Annotated in this window: 13 protein-coding genes; 12 read left to right on the top strand and 1 reads right to left on the bottom strand. The window is 65.4% G+C overall.

The genetic code is table 11. The annotated features are described in order from the left end of the window. Window positions 1–13 precede the first annotated feature (13 nt). The 6 genes from APH27_RS10235 to APH27_RS10210 all read left to right on the top strand — a co-directional run bounded on the left by APH27_RS10235 (window position 14) and on the right by APH27_RS10210 (window position 5,475). The gene (locus APH27_RS10235) at window positions 14–862 is read left to right on the top strand and encodes a TauD/TfdA family dioxygenase (protein ID WP_027919197.1); all 849 of its coding nucleotides are present in this window, start codon (window positions 14–16) and stop codon (window positions 860–862) included. A 68-nt stretch (window positions 863–930) separates the two neighbouring features. Continuing rightward, window positions 931–1,983 carry a 3-keto-5-aminohexanoate cleavage protein gene (locus tag APH27_RS10230; protein ID WP_027919198.1) on the top strand — a complete coding sequence of 351 codons (1,053 nt, stop codon included), beginning with the start codon at window positions 931–933 and terminating at the stop codon, window positions 1,981–1,983. A 207-nt stretch (window positions 1,984–2,190) separates the two neighbouring features. After that, complete coding sequence (locus APH27_RS10225) at window positions 2,191–3,495, top strand: MFS transporter (protein WP_060484718.1); 1,305 nt, start codon at window positions 2,191–2,193, stop codon at window positions 3,493–3,495. After that, window positions 3,492–4,145: a DsbA family protein gene (locus APH27_RS10220; RefSeq protein WP_060484717.1), complete on the top strand. Its 654-nt coding sequence runs from the start codon at window positions 3,492–3,494 to the stop codon at window positions 4,143–4,145. Before APH27_RS10225 ends, APH27_RS10220 begins: the two co-directional genes overlap by 4 nt. Next, on the top strand, window positions 4,142–4,468 hold the full coding sequence (locus tag APH27_RS10215) for a Rieske 2Fe-2S domain-containing protein (protein ID WP_027919201.1): 327 nt from the start codon (window positions 4,142–4,144) through the stop codon (window positions 4,466–4,468). The genes APH27_RS10220 and APH27_RS10215 overlap by 4 nt, the downstream gene beginning before the upstream one ends. Continuing rightward, complete coding sequence (locus tag APH27_RS10210) at window positions 4,465–5,475, top strand: YeiH family protein (protein ID WP_060484716.1); 1,011 nt, start codon at window positions 4,465–4,467, stop codon at window positions 5,473–5,475. The genes APH27_RS10215 and APH27_RS10210 overlap by 4 nt, the downstream gene beginning before the upstream one ends. On the opposite strand, the gene APH27_RS10205 is transcribed toward APH27_RS10210, so the two are convergent. Then, the gene (locus APH27_RS10205) at window positions 5,472–6,482 is read right to left on the bottom strand and encodes an AraC family transcriptional regulator (protein ID WP_027919203.1); all 1,011 of its coding nucleotides are present in this window, start codon (window positions 6,480–6,482) and stop codon (window positions 5,472–5,474) included. The genes APH27_RS10210 and APH27_RS10205 overlap by 4 nt on opposite strands. 178 nt (window positions 6,483–6,660) lie before the next feature. Here APH27_RS10205 and APH27_RS10200 point away from each other — a divergent pair, with 178 nt between their 5' ends. The 6 genes from APH27_RS10200 (at window position 6,661) to APH27_RS10175 (ending at window position 15,895) form a co-directional block, all read left to right on the top strand. Then, a complete protein-coding gene (locus APH27_RS10200; protein WP_060484715.1) occupies window positions 6,661–7,227 on the top strand; it encodes an alpha/beta hydrolase in 567 nt (188 codons plus the stop codon). An 87-nt stretch (window positions 7,228–7,314) separates the two neighbouring features. Further along, window positions 7,315–9,270: a DUF1302 domain-containing protein gene (locus APH27_RS10195; protein WP_060484714.1), complete on the top strand. Its 1,956-nt coding sequence runs from the start codon at window positions 7,315–7,317 to the stop codon at window positions 9,268–9,270. Between the two features lie 39 nt (window positions 9,271–9,309). Next, window positions 9,310–10,668 carry a DUF1329 domain-containing protein gene (locus APH27_RS10190; protein WP_027919206.1) on the top strand — a complete coding sequence of 453 codons (1,359 nt, stop codon included), beginning with the start codon at window positions 9,310–9,312 and terminating at the stop codon, window positions 10,666–10,668. A gap of 22 nt (window positions 10,669–10,690) precedes the next feature. Beyond that, window positions 10,691–11,668: a YCF48-related protein gene (locus APH27_RS10185; RefSeq protein WP_060484713.1), complete on the top strand. Its 978-nt coding sequence runs from the start codon at window positions 10,691–10,693 to the stop codon at window positions 11,666–11,668. Next, the gene (locus tag APH27_RS10180; RefSeq protein ID WP_060484712.1) at window positions 11,668–14,133 is read left to right on the top strand and encodes an RND family transporter; all 2,466 of its coding nucleotides are present in this window, start codon (window positions 11,668–11,670) and stop codon (window positions 14,131–14,133) included. The genes APH27_RS10185 and APH27_RS10180 overlap by 1 nt, the downstream gene beginning before the upstream one ends. Beyond that, a complete protein-coding gene (locus APH27_RS10175) occupies window positions 14,126–15,895 on the top strand; it encodes an acyl-CoA dehydrogenase C-terminal domain-containing protein (protein ID WP_060484711.1) in 1,770 nt (589 codons plus the stop codon). The genes APH27_RS10180 and APH27_RS10175 overlap by 8 nt, the downstream gene beginning before the upstream one ends. Window positions 15,896–15,900 lie beyond the last annotated feature (5 nt).

Raw genomic sequence — 15,900 nt, 5'->3', positions numbered from 1 at the left:
AGAGGGCAACAGCATGCACATCGAACCACTGACCTGTGCGATCGGCGCCGAGATAAGCGGCGTCAACCTGGCTGACGCGATCCACGACGACGACCTGTTCGAGCAACTGCGCGCGCAGTTGCTCAGGCACCGTGTGCTGTTCCTGCGTGACCAGCACTTCAGCCGTGCCGAACACGTGGCGTTTGCCCGGCGCTTTGGCGAGCTGGAAGACCACCCGGTCGCCGGTAGCGACCCGGAGCACCCTGGCCTGGTGCAGATCTACAAGCGCCCCGACCAGCCCAACGACCGTTATGAAAACGCCTGGCACACCGACGCTACCTGGCGCGAAGCACCGCCCATGGGCTGTGTGCTGCGCTGCCTCGAGTGCCCGCCGGTGGGCGGCGACACGATGTGGGCGAACATGGTGCTGGCCTATGAAAACTTGCCAGGCGACGTGAAAGCCAAGATCGAAGGCCTGCGCGCACGCCACAGCATCGAAGCCAGCTTCGGCGCTGCCATGCCGATCGAAAAGCGCCTGGCGCTCAAGGCGCAGTTCCCCGATGCCGAACACCCGGTGGTGCGTACCCACCCGGAAACCGGCGAACAGGTGCTGTTCGTCAATGCCTTCACCACCCACTTCAGCAACTACCACACGCCCCAGCGCGTGCGCTTCGGCCAGGACGCAAACCCCGGCGCCGCCGACCTGCTGCGCTACCTGGTCAGCCAGGCCTACCTGCCCGAGTACCAGGTGCGCTGGCGCTGGAAGCCCAACAGCGTGGCCATCTGGGACAACCGCAGCACCCAGCATTATGCGGTCATGGACTACCCACCGTGCCACCGCAAGATGGAACGTGCCGGGATCAAGGGCAGCCGCACTTTCTGAGTCATCCGCCGCACACACACATTCACGCGCGCGGCGCACAGCACAATAACAATAGCGAGGACTACTGCATGCAATTCTTCGATGATTCGTTGCACCCGGAAAACATGGAAAAGGTGGTGATCACCGTCGCCCCGTATGGCCCGGAGTGGATGCCCGAGGACTTCCCCGAAGACATCCCGCTGACCATGGACGAGCAGGTACAGAAGGCCGTCGACTGCTATGAAGCCGGCGCCACCGTGCTGCACCTGCATGTGCGCGAACTGGACGGCAAGGGTTCCAAGCGCCTGTCCAAGTTCAACGAGCTGATCGCCGGTGTGCGTGAAGCGGTGCCGGACATGATCATCCAGGTGGGCGGTTCGATTTCCTTTGCGCCTGAGGGCGAAGGCGAGGCGGCCAAGTGGCTGTCCGACGACACCCGGCACATGCTCGCCGAGCTGACCCCACGCCCCGACCAGGTGACTGTGGCGATCAACACCACGCAGATGAACATCATGGAGCTGCTGTATCCGGAGTATCTGGAAGGCACCTCCCTGGCCCACCCGGCGATCCACGCCGCCTACAGCGAAATGACCGTGCCCGCCGGCCCAGCCTGGGTCCGCGAACACCTGCGCCGGTTGCAGTCCAGTGGCATCCAGCCGCACTTCCAGCTGACCGGCATGCATGCCCTGGAAACCCTCGAGCGCATCGTGCGCCGTGGCGACTACATGGGCCCGCTGAACCTGACCTGGATCGGCATCGGTGGCGGTTTCGACGGCCCCAACCCGTTCAACTTCTTCAATTTCATCCACCGCGCGCCAGATGGCTGCACGCTGACGGCCGAATCGCTGCTCAAGAACGTGCTGCCGTTCAACACCATGGCCTTGGCCATGGGCCTGCACCCACGCTGCGGCAACGAAGACACCATCATCGACCAGCACGGCAAGCGCTTCGGCTCGGTGCAGCAAATCCAGCAGACCGTGCGTGTGGCCCATGAGCTGGGCCGTGAAGTGGCCAACGGCAAAGAGGCCCGGGCGATTTACCGCATTGGCGAGCAGTACACCAGCATCGAGCAGACGCTCAAGGCCAACGGCATGGCGCCGAACCGCCAGCCGGGCCAGAAGGGCGTGCCGCAGCGGGCCTGATAGCAAGCCCCGGAGGCGATCTTTGTAGGAGCGGCCTTGTGTCACGAAAGGGCTGCGCAGCAGCCCCAACCATTCATCCACCAGCGCTGAATCATTGGGGCTGCTTTGCGGCCCTTTCGCGACACAAAGCTGCTCCTACAAAGGCAGTGCGTTTTTCGGTCAACATCCCATAAGAACAAAAACAATACAGAATCCCGAGGAGGCACCATGGCCACCTATCTCGCCAGTGCCGAAGCACCCGGCACCGACACCTCGCACAGCGTCCCCCGGCGCTATGCCTGGATCGTCTTCGCCCTCACTTTCGGCCTGTTGATCTCCGACTACATGTCGCGCCAGGTGCTCAATGCCGTGTTCCCGCTGCTCAAGGGCGAGTGGGCCCTGAGCGACAGCCAGCTCGGCCTGCTCAGTGGCATCGTCGCACTCATGGTCGGGCTGCTGACCTTCCCGTTGTCCTTGCTGGCCGACCGCTTCGGCCGGGTCCGCAGCCTGGTGCTGATGGCTGTGCTGTGGAGCCTGGCGACCCTGGGCTGCGCCCTGGCGGAAAACTACCCGCAGATGTTCATTGCCCGCTTCCTCGTGGGTGTCGGCGAGGCCGCCTACGGCAGCGTCGGCATTGCCGTGGTGGTGGCGGTTTTCCCCCGCGACATGCGCTCGACCCTGGCCGGCGCCTTCATGGCCGGTGGCATGTTCGGTTCGGTGCTGGGCATGGCCCTGGGCGGCATCCTGGCCCAGCACCTGGGCTGGCGCTGGGCGTTCGCCGGCATGGCCCTGTTCGGCCTGGTGCTGGCGCTGCTATACCCGCTGATCGTCAAGGAAGCCCGCATCGCGCCCCAATGCGCCGGGCAGGGCCTGACCAAAGCCAGTCGCCCGCTGCGCACCCTGTATGGATCGCGCTCGGTAATTGCCGCGTACATCGGCAGTGGCCTGCAGCTGTTCGTCGGCGGCACGGTCATTGTCTGGATGCCCAGTTACCTGAACCGTTACTACGCCATGGGCACTGATCGCGCCGGTGCCATCGCCGCCGTTATCGTGCTGTTCAGCGGCATTGGCACGATCCTCTGCGCCATGCTCTGCGACCGCCTGGGCCGCCAGCGCCCGGACCGCAAGATCAGCCTGGCCATCGGCTATTGCCTGGGCAGCTGCCTGCTGCTGTCGGTGGCCTTTGCGCTGCCGGCGGGCACTGCGCAACTGGTGCTGATCTGCCTGGGCATGATGATCGCCGTCGGCACCAACGGCCCGTCCAGCGCCATGGTCGCCAACCTGACCCACGCCGCCGTGCACGGCACCGCCTTCGCCACCCTGACCCTGGCCAACAACCTGCTGGGCCTGGCCACTGGCCCGCTGATCACCGGGCGGGTGTCCGACCTGATCGGCTTGCACGCCGCGTTCCAGCTGGTACCGCTGGTGAGCATCGCTGCCGCCGCGGTGTTCTTCATCGCCAAACGCCATTACCACCGCGACATGGAGCGTCTGCAAGCATCGGTCAGCCATACCGAGGAGTTGAGTTCGTGAAACAGACGTTGTCCGTCGAAGTATTGTTCGATTTCATTTGCCCGTGGTGCCTGATCGGTCAGCGGCAGTTGCAAGCCGCGCTGTTGCTGCTGCAGCGCGAGCAGCCGCAAATACAGGTGGAGCTGCAGTGGCGCGGCGTGCAGCTGCTGCCCGGCCTGCCTGCCAATGGCCTGCCATTCCATGCGTTCTATGTGCAGCGGCTGGGCAGCGAGCAGGCCGTGCGCGAGCGCCAGGCGCAGGTGCGCGCAGCAGCGAGTGTGGTGGGTGAAGACATCGACTTCACGCGCATCCGCCGCATGCCCAATACCGCCAATGCCCACCGCCTGTTGCAACGGGCGTCCAGCCTGCTCGGCGCCGCGCAGCTCGAAGCCATGCTGGCGCAGCTGTTGATTGCCTATTTCCATCAGGGCCGCGACCTGGGCGACAGCCGGGTGCTGCTTGCCATTGCCCAGTCCTGCGGGCTGGAGGCGGCGCAAGTGGCCGACTGCCTGCGTGACGATGGCAGCCCGTTCCTCGACGGTGCCGGGCGCGCGGGCAGCGCGGTGCCGCGTTTTCGCTTCAATGAGGGCCGCCTGATTGCCGGTGCGCAACCGGCCGAGGTGCTGTTGGCGGCAATGCTTGAAGCCTTGCACGTGCAGGTGCCGGCATGACCCGGCGTATCGCCCTGGCCGCAAGCCAGGTCCCCGAGCGCAACGCGCGTGTGCTGGTCGAGAGCCACGGCAAGAGCCTGGCCGTGTTCAATGTGGCCGATACCCTGTATGCGATCGACGACAGTTGCCCGCACCAAGGGGCCTCGCTGTGCGGCGGGCGCCTGGAGGGGCGGGTCATCCAGTGCTGCGCCCATGGCCTGCGCTTCGACCTGGCCAGCGGCTACCTGCTCAACTCAACGGCGCTGAAGGTCAATAGCTACCGGGTCGAATGCCAGGGCCAGCAGGTGTACATCGTGCTGGATGACGAGGAGGGCGGGCAATGAGCACGCTGGTAATGACGGCGGCACAGCAACGGATTCGCACCTTGGCCCCAGGCATTGCAGTCAGCCTGATCGTGGGTGCGGCGGCGAGTTTTCTCAGCGAGCACTATGCGGCCCCGGTCATGCTGTTTGCCTTGTTGCTGGGCATGGCACTGAACTTCCTCGCTGTCGACGGACCGTGCAAGGCCGGCATCGAGTTTACCGCACGCGGCGTGCTGCGCCTGGGCGTGGCGCTGCTGGGCATGCGCATTACCCTCGACCAGATCGCCAGCCTTGGCTGGAAACCGGTAGCGTTGGTGGTCATCCTGGTGCTGGTGACTATCGTGGTGTCGGTGATTGCAGCCAAGGCACTGGGCTTTTCCCGGTTGTTCGGCCTGCTGACCGGGGGGGCCACGGCCATCTGCGGCGCCTCGGCGGCGCTGGCACTGGCGGCGGCGCTACCCCAGCACCCGCGCAAGGAGCACGCCACGCTGTTTACGGTGATCGGCGTGTCGGCGTTGTCGACCCTGGCGATGATCCTTTACCCGATGATCGCCCAGTGGCTGCATTTGCCGCCGGGGCAGGCCGGGGTGTTCCTGGGGGCGACCATCCACGATGTGGCCCAGGTGGTCGGCGCCGGTTACAGCCTGTCCACCGAAACCGGCGACATCGCCACCGTGGTCAAGCTGATGCGTGTGGCCATGTTGCTGCCGGTAATTGTCTGCGCGGCGATGATCACTCGCCGCCAGGGCCTGGATGCCAGCGGCCAGCGCCCGCCGTTGCTGCCGTGGTTTGCCGTCGGTTTCGTGCTGCTGGCCTGCGTCAACAGTACCGGCTGGGTGTCATCGGCGGTACAGGGCGGCATCAATGACCTGTCGCGTGGCTGCCTGGTCGTGGCCATCAGCGCCCTGGGCATGAAAACCCAACTCAAGGCCCTGGCTTCGGTGGGGCTCAAGCCCATCGCGCTGATGGTGGGGGAAAGCGTGTTCCTCGTGCTGCTGGTGCTGGCCCTGATGCACTGGGGCCTTTAAGGCGCCTGTTCGGCGTGCTGAGCCCGCCAGCTGGCTGGCGGCATGCCGAACTGGGCGATGAACCAGCGGGTGAACGAACTGGGCATCGAGTAACCGAGCATGTCGGCGATGCGCCCCAGCGAATAGTTGGGGTTTTCCAGGTAACGCATCACCAGGTCGCGGCGCACGTTGTTGATCATGTCCTTGAACGTCAGCCCGTCTTCTTCCAGGCGCCGTTGCAGGGTGCGCACATTCATGCCCTGGGTTTGCGCTACCTGCTCGATGGTGGCGCGGCCCATGGGCAGCAGCAGGTAGATGGTCTTGCGCAGCTCCAGTTCCAGTGATGGCGTGCCGCCGGCCGGCAGCGTATCCAGGTAGCGCCGTGCCAGACGCGCCATGGCTTCGTTGGCCAGCGGGCTGGCGCTGTCGAGGTCGGCGGCGGGGCAGACGATGCCGTTGAACTCGCTGCCGAACACTAGCTTGCAGCCGAAGATCCGCCGGTGGATAGCCAGGTCGGCCGGTGCGGCATGGGTGAAGTTGGCGCTGATCGGGTGCCACTGGGCACCCAGCAGCGCCGCACACAGGCGCAGCATCACGCCGATGGCCAGCTCCGTGGCCTGGCGGCTGCACGGTGCCCGCTCATTGATTACTTCTTCGCGAATGATGACCGTCTTGCCAGCCTCTTCGACATGGATGGCCAGTGCATCGTTGAGCAGATGGCGGTACTGGACGATCACTTCCAGGGCATCGCGCAGGCTGCGCTGGTGGCTGAGCAGCAGGCTGATCTCGCCAAAGTCCGAGAGCTGACGCGATTCGGCCATGCGCAGGCCGAAGGTTTCGCAACCGCTGGCGCGCGCCGACTCTTCCAGCAAGGTAATCACGTTAGCCGCCGGAATACGCCGGTTGGGGTCTTCGAGCAGTGCTGCGCTCAGGCCAACCTGGGCCAGCAAGGCGTTGGGGTTCAGGCCCACGTGGCGGGACACTTCGAGGTAATTGGTGAGGCTGGCAGCACGGACTAGGGCGGGCATTTTTATTGTTTTCCGTCAGGCGGTCTGTGAGTTATAGCGTGCGTGTCACCAATTGAGAAGCACAAGCTCGAACCTGGCCTTGTCATCAAATGAAAAGCCACTGACGCGCAATGTGAAGCACCCGTCGAGGCCCCTGATTACTGTGAACCTCGTACCCGATCCAAGCCGAGGTCCCGACGTGGAAAAACTGCAAACCACTGCCACCGTGCTGATCATCCCTGGCTTGCGCGAGCACGTCAGCGAGCATTGGCAAACCCTGCTGGAAGCGCGCCTGGCCAAGGTTCGCAGCGTGCCACCGCTACAAGTCGACGGGCTCAGCTGCAGCGCGCGGGTAGAAGCCATTCAGCGCGAGCTGGAGCGGATAGAGGGTGAGGTGCTGATGGTGGCGCATAGCGCTGGCGTGTTGATGGTGGCCCACTGGGCGGCCCGTTACCAACGGCCGATCAAAGGTGCATTGCTGGCAGCTCCGCCTGACTTGCACGCTCAGTGGCCTGCCCATTACCCCAGTCCGCAAAGCCTGGCCGAGCAGGGCTGGTCGCCCTTGCCGATGGCGCCGCTGCCGTTCCCCAGCATTGTCGCCGCCAGCAGCAACGACCACCTGGCCAGTTTCGACGCCGCAGGGGCCATGGCCCAGGCCTGGGGCAGCGAGCTGGTCGCCCTGGGCGCGGTCGGCCACCTCAACCCGGCCGCCGGTTTCGGCCCCTGGCCGCTCGCCGAAAACCTGATTCGCCGCCTGGACCACTGATCTGCCAACCGCGCACGGATGCCCAGGCCAAGCCCGCAGATGACGGGCAAGCCCAAAACAACAAAAACAATAAGTGGAGTCATCGTAATGCCTGAACACCGCATTCACCGTGCTGTGAAGCCACAGCGCTGCCTGCTCGCCTGCGCCATCAGCCTGCTCAGCCTGCCCGGCGCGCAAGCCTTCGAAGTCACTACCGGTAGCGAAGACTGGGCCGTGCGCTTCGACAACACGGTCAAGTATAACTATGGCGTGCGCACCGAAAGCGCCGACAAGCGCATGCTGGGCACGCCCAACAGCAACGATGGCGACTACAACTTCCGCAAGGCCGGCACCACGGTCACCAACCGGCTCGACCTGCTGACCGAGCTGGACGTGGTCTACCAGGGCAACACCGGCTTTCGTGTCAGCACCGCCAGCTGGTACGACAAGGCCTATGACAATACCGGCTCCAACAGCAACCCGTTCGTCAACGGCAACGGTGACCAGTCCGGCATCAACCCCAGCCTCAATGGCCTGCCGGGCACCGGCGTGCCGCTGGGCAGCCCGCACCTGAGCCACTATGCCCAGCGCTACTACAGCGGCCCGTCTGGCGAAGTACTGGATGCCTTCGTGTTCTTCAGCCGCGAGGTGGGCGAGGAGTCGCAAATCAGCGCCAAGGTCGGCCAGCACAACCTGTTCTGGGGTGAAACGCTGCTCAACCCGGTGCATTCGCTGAGCTACGGCCAGTCCGGGCTGGACCTGGCCAAGCTGGCGGCCTCGCCAGGTACCGAAGCCAAGGAGCTGTTCGTACCGCGCAACCAGTTGTCCACTTCGTTCATGGTCAACCCCGAGCTGACCTTGGGCGCCCAGTACTTCTTCGACTGGGATGCCGCGCGCCTGCCGGAGGCCGGCACTTACTACGGCGGCTCCGACGTGGTGGGCGAGGGCGCCCAGAGCTTCCTGCTTGGCCACACCGGCACCCCGGGCTTGATCCCGGTGCGCGGCTCGCTGACCACCATCCGCCGTGGCGACGACCTGACCCCGCGCAACAGCGGCGACTGGGGCGTCATGGCCAAGTGGTCACCCGAGTGGCTTGGCGGCACGCTGGGCTTCTACTACCGCAAGACGTCCGAGATCCTGCCCCAGGCATGGCTCGACGCACGCGGCATGACGGTGGCCCGGGGGCCGTTCGGTACCCCGCCGGCCAGCCGCCAGGGCGCGATTGGCAACCTGTACAACTCGCTACAGAGCACCACTTACCAGTTCGCCTACTCCGACGATATCGACATCTACGGCCTGAGCCTGTCCAAGGATATTGGCGGTGTCAGCGTCGGCAGCGACCTCAACATCCGCCAGCACATGCCCCTGGCGAGCATCCCGGCCATCGTCAGTGCCCCCGGCACCGCCGGCCTGGGCGGCGGCTTTGGCCTGTTGCCGCCACGCCTGGCGAGCAGCGGGGTGATCTACGACGTGCCCAAGGACGGCGATAGCCTGAGCGCCACCGGCGAGACCCTGCACTGGACCCTCAACGGCCTGATGACCATCGGCAACACGCCGCTGTTCGACTCGGCGACCCTGCTGGGCGAGCTGTTCTACAGCAACCTGCTCAAGCTCGATGGCCACAACGAGGCGCTGTACAAGGGCAAGAGCAGCTACCGCGGCATCGACCAGCCGACCCGCGACAACTGGGGCATCGCCGTCAACTTCACCCCCACCTGGTACCAGGTGTTGCCAGGCATGGACCTGAGCATGCCGCTGTCGGTCAACGTCGGCATCGACGGCGTCTCGCCGGTGCAGGGCGGTGGTGCCAAGGACACCGGCAACTATGCGGTCGGCATTAGCGCCGCTATCTACAACCAGTACTTCGTCGACCTCAAGTACGTCGACAGCTTCGGCAAGACCCAGTCCTGCAAGGATGGCCAGACCGACGGCAGCACGCCGAACGCCCTCGATGGCGAACAGGACTACACCTGCTACGGCGGTGGCTATGCCTCCTTCTCCGGCGGTGGTGCCACCACCGAAGACCGTGGCGCCCTGTACCTGACCCTCAAGACCACGTTCTGAGACCTGTACCCCCACAGACTCCACAGGAAAACAACAATCATGAAATACGTGAACACCCTGTTGGCCACGTGCCTGTCGCTGGCTGCCCTCAACGCGGCCCACGCCGCAGTATCCCCTGACCAGGCCGCCAAACTGGGCAAGAGCCTGACCACCCTGGGCGCGGAGCAGGCCGCCAATGCCGATGGCTCGATCCCCGCCTACCAGGGCGGCCTGCTGACGCCGCCGGCCAACTACCAGAGCGGCGCCAGCATGCGCCCCGACCCCTTTGCCAACGAAAAGCCGCTGCTGGTCATCGATGGCAAGAACGCCGATCAGTACAAAGGCCAGCTGACGGCAACCACCCTTGAGCTGCTCAAGCGCTTCCCGAGCATGCGGGTCGATGTCTACCCGACCCACCGCAGCGTGGCGCTGCCCCAGGCGGTGTTGGCCAACACCTTGAAGAACGCCACCGGTGCCAAGAGCCAGGAGGGCGGCACTGCAGTGGACAACGTGCTGCCGGGCATCCCGTTCCCGATCCCGCAAAACGGCGCGGAGGCGATGTGGAACTTCCTGCTGCGCTACCAGGGCGTGAGCATGACCGCCAAGTACGACTCGTGGAACGTCGATGCGGCCGGCAAGCCTTCGCTGTCGACCACCGGCCAGGCCAACATCAGCTACCCGATCTACGAAGACATGAACAAGCCGATCGGCGCCAAGGACACCTATTACCAGATGAAACTGGTGTACACCGGCCCCGCCCGCCGCGCCGGCGAAGCGATGATGCTGCGTGATGCCGCCAACCCGCTGGTGCAGCCACGCAGCGCTTGGCAGTACCTGCCTGGGCAGCGGCGGGTCAAGCTGGCACCGAACCTGGCCTACGACACGCCCAACCCAGGCACCTCGGGCTCCGGCACCTACGATGACGTGTTCGTCTTCAACGGCGCCCTGGACCGCTACGACTGGACCCTGGTCGGCAAGCAGGAAATGTACGTGCCGTACAACACCTACCAGCTCACCTACAACACCGACGTCAAACAGCTGATCACCCCCAACCACCTCGCCCCGCAGTTCGTGCGCTGGGAGAAACACCGCGTGTGGGTGGTGGAAGGCAAGCTCAAGGACGGTGCGCGGCACATCTACCACAAGCGCCGCTTCTACCTCGACGAGGACAGCTGGGTCGCCCTGGCCTCCGACCAGTATGACGCCCGCGGTCAGCTGTACCGTGGCTCGTTCGCCTTCCTGACCCAGAGCTACGACAAGCAGACCCCGGATGCCACGCCGTTCATGATCTACGACCTGGTCGGCGGCACCTACAACCTCAACGGCGTGGTCGGTGCCTATGGCGGTATCCGCTACATCGACCCGCTGTCCAAGGCCCAATGGTCGCCTGAATCGCTGGCCGGCAACGGCATCCGCTGAGCGCATGGCGCAGAGGTCCGCAATGTCTGTCTTCAAACGATGCAGCGTGGCGATGCTGTTCTGGGCTGCGCTGCAAGGCGCCGCCCAAGCGGCGCCCTTCACCGATGTGCTGGACCTGCCGGCCATGCCCAGTGCACTGGCCACAACCAGTGCGCTGCGTGATGTAACCCGCGCCGGTGAGCGCCTGGTGGCGGTGGGCCCGCGTGGCCACATCCTGTACTCCGACGACCAGGGTGCGCACTGGCAGCAGGCCCAGGTGCCGGTCAGCGCCGACCTCAATGCCGTCAGCTTCGCCACCGCAGAGCATGGCTGGGCGGTCGGCAACGACGGTGTGGTGCTGCACAGCCGCGACGGCGGCCAGCACTGGGAAAAGCAGCTCGATGGCCGGGCACTGGCCGACGGCACCGACAGCACCTTGCTCGATGTGTGGTTCAGCGATGACCAGCATGGCTATGCCGTGGGCCTGTTCAACCTGTTGCTGCGCACCGAGGACGGTGGCCAGCACTGGTTGCCGTGGCAGGGCCACAGCGACAACCCCCAAGGCTTGCACCTGACCAGCCTGGCGCCCGTGGGTGACGCGTTGTACATCACCGGCGAGCAGGGCCTGTTGCTCAAGCTGGATGCCGCTGGCCAGCGTTTCATCCAGGTGCCGACGCCCTATGCCGGCACCTTGTTCGGTGCCGTGGGCAAACCCGGGCTGCTGGTGATCTACGGCTTGCGTGGCAATGCCTACCGCAGCACGGACGGCGGCCAGCAATGGCAGCCGGTCAGCAGTGGCGTGAAGACCAGCCTGACGGCAGCCAGCCTGTCCGCCGACGGCAATGTGTGGCTGGCCAGCCAGGCCGGCGACCTGCTGCTCAGCCGCGACGGCGGCGCCAGCTTCAACCCGCAGCCACAAGCCATACGCGGCCCGGTGACCGCGCTTGCCGACGACGCCGGTACCGGTCTGGTACTGGTGGGCGAGCGGGGCGTGCGCACCTTCGACGAGAGAAGACCCTGATGGCCGATATTCGCCAAGATCCACTGCCGGTGATCCACAACCTCGCCGACTTCGACCCCCGGTCGGGCAATCGCCTCGAACGCCTGGTGTTCAACCACCGCCTGGCCTTCGTGCTGTGCATGCTGCTGACCACCCTGGTGCTGGGCTACATGGCACTGACCCGCCTGGAACTGCGCCCCAGCTTCGAGAAGATGCTGCCGCAGAGCCACCCCTACATCCAGAACTACCTGGAGAACCGCCCATCGTTGCGCGGCCTGGGCAACGCGGTGCGGGTGGTGGTGGAAAACACCCACGGTGATATCTTCGCCCCCGACTACCTGCAGACCCTGCGCCAGATCAACGACGAGCTGTTCCTCAGTGACGGTGTCGATCGCGCCTGGATGAAATCGCTGTGGAGCCCGGCGGTGCGCTGGACCGAAGTCACCGAAGACGGCTTCCAGGGCGGCCCGGTGATGCCTGATGGCTACCAGGGGGCGGCCGCCGACATCGAACAGCTGCGGCAGAACATCGAGCGGGCAAATATTGTCGGCAGCCTGGTGGCCCGCGATTTCAAGTCGAGCATGCTGATCGTGCCGCTGCTGGACCAGGATTCGGCCACCGGCAAAGGCATTGACTACCACGCCTTCTCGCAAAAGCTGGAACACCTGCGTAGCCAGTATCAGGCCAGCGGCCAGTACCGGATCCACGTGATCGGCTTCGCCAAGCTGATGGGCGACCTGATCGACGGGCTGATCCAGGTGATGGCGTTCTTCGCCCTGGCCGTGGTCACCAGCCTGGTGATCATCTACCTGTACACCCGCTGCGTGCGCAGCACCTTGCTGGTAGTGCTGTGTTCGTTGACGGCGGTGGTCTGGCAGCTGGGCATCGTCGCTTGGCTGGGCTATGCCATCGACCCATACTCGATCCTGGTGCCGTTCCTGATTTTCGCCATCGGCGTGTCCCACGCCGCGCAGAAGATGAACGGCATCCTCCAGGACATCGGCCGCGGCACCCACCGGCAGATTGCCGCGCGCTACACCTTCCGCCGCCTGTTCGTGGCCGGGGTCACCGCGCTGCTGGCGGACGCGGTGGGCTTTGCCGTGCTGATGCTGATCGACATCCCGGTGATCCAGGACCTGGCCATCACCGCCAGCATTGGCGTGGCGGTCCTGATCTTCACCTCGCTGTTGCTGATGCCGGTGGCGCTGTCGTATGTCGGCGTGGGCCGCAAGGCCGCCGAGCGCGCGCTGTACATCGATGCCCGCGCAGCGCAGCACCGTGGCTTTGGCCGGCTGTGGGACCTGCTCGACCGCTTCACCGAACGCAAGTGGGCCACGGGCGCCTTGCTGGTGGCCGCGGTGCTCGCGGGCATCGGTGTATGGGGCAGCCTGCAGCTGAAGATCGGTGACCTCGACAGCGGTGCCCCGGAACTGCGCGCCGACTCGCGCTACAACCGCGACAACGCCTTCATCACCAGCCACTACGCGCTCAGCAGCGACACCTTCGCGGTGATGGTCAAGACGCCGCCGGAAGGCTGCCTGCGTTACCAGACGCTGGTGCTGGCCGACCGCCTGGCCTGGGAGCTGCAGCAGTTGCCCGGGGTACAGACCACGCTGTCGCTGGCCAATGCGGTGCGCCAGATCACCGCCGGCACCTACGAGGGCAACCCGCGCCTGAACAGCCTGCAGCGCAACCAGGACGTGCTCAACTACGCAGCCCAGCAGGCCTCGGTCAACACCCCGGAGCTGTTCAACAACGACTGCTCGCTGATGCCGGTGATCGCCTACCTCAAGGACCACCGCGCCGACACCCTGGCACAAGTCGCCGCCACCGCCGAGCGTTTCGCCCAGGCCAACAGCGGCGAGGACCGCCAGTTCCTGCTGGCAGCCGGCAGCGCCGGGATCGAGGCCGCCACCAACATCGTCGTGCGCGAGGCCAACCACCGCATGCTGTTGCTGGTGTACCTGGCCGTCACCGTGTTCTGCCTGTTCACCTTCCGCAGCTGGCGCGCCACCCTGGTGGCGATCCTGCCGCTGATGCTCACCTCGCTGCTGTGCGAAGCGCTGATGGTGGCCCTGGGCATCGGCGTCAAGGTCGCTACCTTGCCGGTGATCGCCCTGGGCGTGGGGATTGGCGTCGACTACGCGTTGTACCTGCTCAGCGTGCAGCTGCATCACCAGCGGGCCGGCCTGCCGCTGGCGCTGGCTTATCAGAAGGCCGTGGCCTTCACCGGCCGGGTCGTTGGCCTGGTGGGTATCACCCTGGCAGCCGGCGTGGTCGGTTGGGCCTGGTCGCCGATCAAGTTCCAGGCCGACATGGGCCTGCTGCTGACCTTCATGTTCCTCTGGAACATGCTCGGCGCGCTGGTGCTGATCCCGGCGCTGTCGCACTTCCTCCTGCGCGGCCATGGCGCCCCGGCGGCCAGCCGGGCGCCTGCCGCGTCACGTTCGTCAACCCAAGCAACCGAGTGTTTGCCTCATGTCTGATTACCTTCCGCCACTGCGCGACATGGATTTCCTGTTCAACGAAGTGTTCGATATCCCGGCTTGGTGGGCGCAGACCCCGGCGCTGGTTGAGCAGGTCGACGCCGACACCGCCCGGGCTGTGCTCGAGCAGGCCGGCAAGCTGATTGCCGACGTGGTGGCGCCGCTCAACCGCAGTGGCGACGAACAGGGTTGCCGCTGGGAAAACGGCCGCGTGATCACCCCTGACGGTTTTGCCAGCGCCTATCGGGCCTTCGCCGAAGATGGCTGGGTGGGTGTCGCGGGCGCACCGGAATACGGCGGCATGGGCATGCCGAAAGTCATCGGCGCCCAGCTCGAAGAAATGCTCAATGCCGCCAACCTGTCGTTCGGCCTGTACCCGATGCTCACCGCAGGCGCCTGCCTGTCGCTGCTCAACCATGCCAGCGAACCGCTCAAGGCCCGTTACCTGCCGCCAATGTATGAGGGACGCTGGACCGGCTCGATGTGCCTGACCGAGCCACACTGCGGTACGGACCTCGGCCTGCTGCGCACCCGCGCGGAACCAGCGGCCGATGGCCGCTACCGGGTCAGCGGCACGAAGATCTTCATTACCGGTGGTGAACAGGACCTGAGCGAGAACATCATCCACCTGGTGCTGGCGCGCTTGCCCGACGCACCTGCAGGGGCCAAAGGCATTTCGTTGTTCCTGGTGCCGAAGGTGCTGGTCGACGACGAGGGTATGCTGGGCGAGACCAATGCCGTCAGCTGTGGCTCCATCGAGCACAAGATGGGCATCAAGGCCTCGGCCACCTGCGTGATGAACTTCGACGGCGCCATCGGCTACCTGGTCGGCGAGCCGAACAAGGGCCTTAACGCCATGTTCACCATGATGAACTACGAGCGCCTGGGCGTCGGTATCCAGGGCCTGGCCCTGGGCGAGCGCTCCTACCAGAACGCCATCGCCTATGCCCGTGACCGCCAACAGGGGCGCGCCCCGACCGGTGCCCAGGCACCTGGTCAGGCGGCCGACCCGATCGTCGTTCACCCGGATGTGCGGCGCATGCTGCTGACCATGAAGGCGCTGAACGAAGGCGGGCGGGCATTCTCCACCTATGTGGCGCTGCAACTGGACCTGGCCAAGTACAGCGAAGACGCCGGCGCCCGTCGCCTGGCCGAGGCCAAGGTAGCCTTGCTGACGCCGGTGGCCAAGGCCTTCCTCACCGACATGGGCCTGGAAACCACCGTGCATGGCCAGCAGGTGTTCGGGGGCCATGGCTATATCCGCGAGTGGGGCCAGGAACAGCTGATTCGCGACTGCCGCATCACCCAGATCTACGAAGGTGCCAACGGCATCCAGGCCCTTGACCTGGTGGGGCGCAAGCTGCTGGGCGATGGCGGCCAGGCGTACCGTACGCTGTCGGCCGAGATCTGCGCGTATGCCGAGACCTTGCCGAGCGAATTCGGCACGCCGCTGCTGGCGGCCATGCACAACCTGGACGAGCTCACTGCCTGGGTCCTCGACCGTGGCCAGGGCGACCCGCGGGAGATAGGTGCCGCTTCGGTGGAATACCTGCAGGTGTTTGGATACACGCTGTATGCCTACCTGTGGGCACGCATGGCCGAAGCCGCCATGAACACGGAGCAGCCTGAGCCGTTCCACCAGAGCAAGCTGGGCACCGCGCGGTTCTACTTCGCGCGCCTGCTACCGCGCATCCACTCGCTGAGTGCCTCCGTCAAGGCGGGTAGCCACAGCCTGTACCTGCTTGATGCCGACCTGCTGTGAAGGAT

Source organism: Pseudomonas sp. NBRC 111123 (assembly GCF_001320205.1).
In the GTDB taxonomy this organism is placed as follows: domain Bacteria; phylum Pseudomonadota; class Gammaproteobacteria; order Pseudomonadales; family Pseudomonadaceae; genus Aquipseudomonas; species Aquipseudomonas putida_J.
This window is presented reverse-complemented; position numbering and strand designations above follow the sequence as displayed.